1 protein-coding gene is annotated in these 2191 nt (G+C 61.4%); it reads right to left on the minus strand.

Annotation, left to right across the window (positions count from 1 at the left end; all coding sequences use genetic code 11):
• Positions 1-109: 109 nt before the first annotated feature.
• Positions 110-1657: a group II intron reverse transcriptase/maturase gene (gene ltrA, locus XH80_RS03005; protein WP_271597271.1), complete on the minus strand. Its 1548-nt coding sequence runs from the start codon at positions 1655-1657 to the stop codon at positions 110-112.
• Positions 1658-2191 lie beyond the last annotated feature (534 nt).

Raw genomic sequence — 2191 nt, forward strand, 5'->3', positions numbered from 1 at the left:
AGGTAGAGTAGGCGCGCAGCGCCGTGCCGCCTCGCAGCGGTCGGTTTCTGCACGCCTCTCGCCGAACCGGACGTGCCAGTTTCCCGGCATCCGGCTCTCCATGCGCGACTTACGTCGCGAGTGTCGTCAGTCCGGTGAGCCGGTTGAGCGCGTTCCACGATGCTGCCACATGCGGGCGGCCTCGCGGTTCAGGCGCATCATCCCAGCCGTTCGTGATCATGATGCCTCGCCATGGATACGGCATGGTGCCGCCCGTGGCGAAGCTGCGAAGTCGCGCGTGTCCCTCGCCCCAGACAAGTTTACGCTCGTTTGTTTCGCTGGATACACGGTAGCGACGCAGCGTCCGCCACGCCGCTTTGCGATGCTTCTTGCGCAGCCAGCGCAACACCCGGTTCGACAACCACCAGTCCAGCTTGCTGAACTCGCGTGAGGCTCCCGTGGCGTGGCGGTAGTAGGTCCGCCAACCAAGGATGATCGGGTTGAGCTCTCGAATGAGCTGGGTCAACGACTCTCCTGTGGGATAGGTCGTGATCCGAACCTTGATCGCGTCTCGCAGTCTCTGCACTTTCCCTTTCGGTATGTACAGATTTCCGACACGGCGACCGGTACGGAGCGCCTTCGTCTGGATAATGCGATAGCCGAGGAAGTCGAACCCATCCTCGACGCCCGTGATCAAGGTTTTCTCAAGAGATAGCTCCATGCGGAGTTCTTTCATGAGGAACGCCGCAAGTTTGTTGCGCTCGGCCATGGCGTCGTTCGTTGTGCCCGTGACCAGTATAACGAAGTCGTCCGCATAGCGTACGATCTGGAATGTCGGGCGTCCCCGTTTGCGGTCAAAGTGCCGCCGGTCGGCGGCATTCTGCAACCGCTCGCGAGGTCGTGGTGTCCACCTTCCGTATCGCTCGTCGAGGGACGTCAGATAGACGTTCGCGAGGAGCGGCGACAGGACACCGCCTTGCGGCGTGCCTGTAACAGGATGGCGGACTGTGCCTTCGACCAGAACGCCTGCTTTCAGGAACGCAAGGATCAAGCGCAGGACCTTGCGGTCTCCTATGCGCCGACGAATGCGCTCCATCAGGAGGTGGTGGTCAATGGCATCGAAGCAGCCTTTGATATCGCCTTCGACGACGAAGCGGACCGGTGATGGTCCGTGATTCGTCGGATGCAGATGTTTCTGCACCACCGCGAGCGCATCGTGAGTGCTCCGCCCACGTCGGAACCCAAACGAAGTCGGATAGAAGTCCGCTTCGAAGATGGGCTCCAGAACGAGTTTCAGGGCCATTTGCACCAGTCGATCTTTCAGCGTCGGGATGCCGAGGGGACGGAATCGTCCCGGCTTGCCCGCCTTCGGAATCAACCGTTGGCGGACAAACTCGGGCTTATAGATTCCCGCGCGCAGGTCCTCACGGATTTCCTCGAGAAATTGTGCTACCCCACCGGGCCGCTGTTCGATCTTGTGCCGCGTCATCCCGTCCGTCCCCGGCGTTTGGCTACCCGTGTTGCGGGCGAGCCTCTGCCAAGCATGGCCGAGAGTGCGGCGATCACACACCAGATTGAACAAATCCGCGAACTCCTTTTCGGGAGCCGCGTTGCTCCACCTATACAGCTTGCGCTGCATGTCGAGGACAAACGCGGTATTCACCGCGCCGGGCTTCATGTACCCACCTCCTGCCGGCTTGCTGTACTCACTGTCTCCCTTTGCCATGTGGACGGCTTTCCCGCCCTCGGACTACTACGGAGACTCCGTCCCTCGCGACGACGTTCATCGGTCGTCTCGATCATCTTCGACTTGGGAGTCGGAGAAGTCGCAGCGAGGTTCCCAGGTTCACACAATGACCCCTCGTCCGTTGTAGGAGCCGACTCTACCCCGTGTGGATTCCGAGTCTTGGCCACCGCAGGCTGGGCCAAGACTTGACGTGCGATCATTCGCGCGCCCCTGATCCGCGTCGTCTCAGGGCGGATCGGCACTCCACCGACCTTGCGGTCGCCCCACCCACTTCCGATTTGGTGAGGTCCATGTTCTACCAGGGCTTCTAACATCGGTTCGGTTACCCTCTCCGTGACGAACACGCTCGCCGGACTAGCCAAGGGGCGGAAGTCCCCAGCCATCCGACTTTGACAGGTTCTGCTCATGTATGGCTCGCCGGAGACACCCGGTCCGCCTCACCCGTCAGCTTCGCTCCCCGCGCCG

Origin of the sequence: Bradyrhizobium sp. CCBAU 45384 (genome assembly GCF_028128665.1) — a bacterium.
Classification (GTDB): domain Bacteria; phylum Pseudomonadota; class Alphaproteobacteria; order Rhizobiales; family Xanthobacteraceae; genus Bradyrhizobium; species Bradyrhizobium manausense.

Bases quoted from the DNA above. Each gene is read 5' to 3' on its own strand.
- ltrA (WP_271597271.1), bottom strand. From the start codon at position 1,657: ATGAAGCCCGGCGCGGTGAATACCGCGTTTGTCCTCGACATGCAGCGC.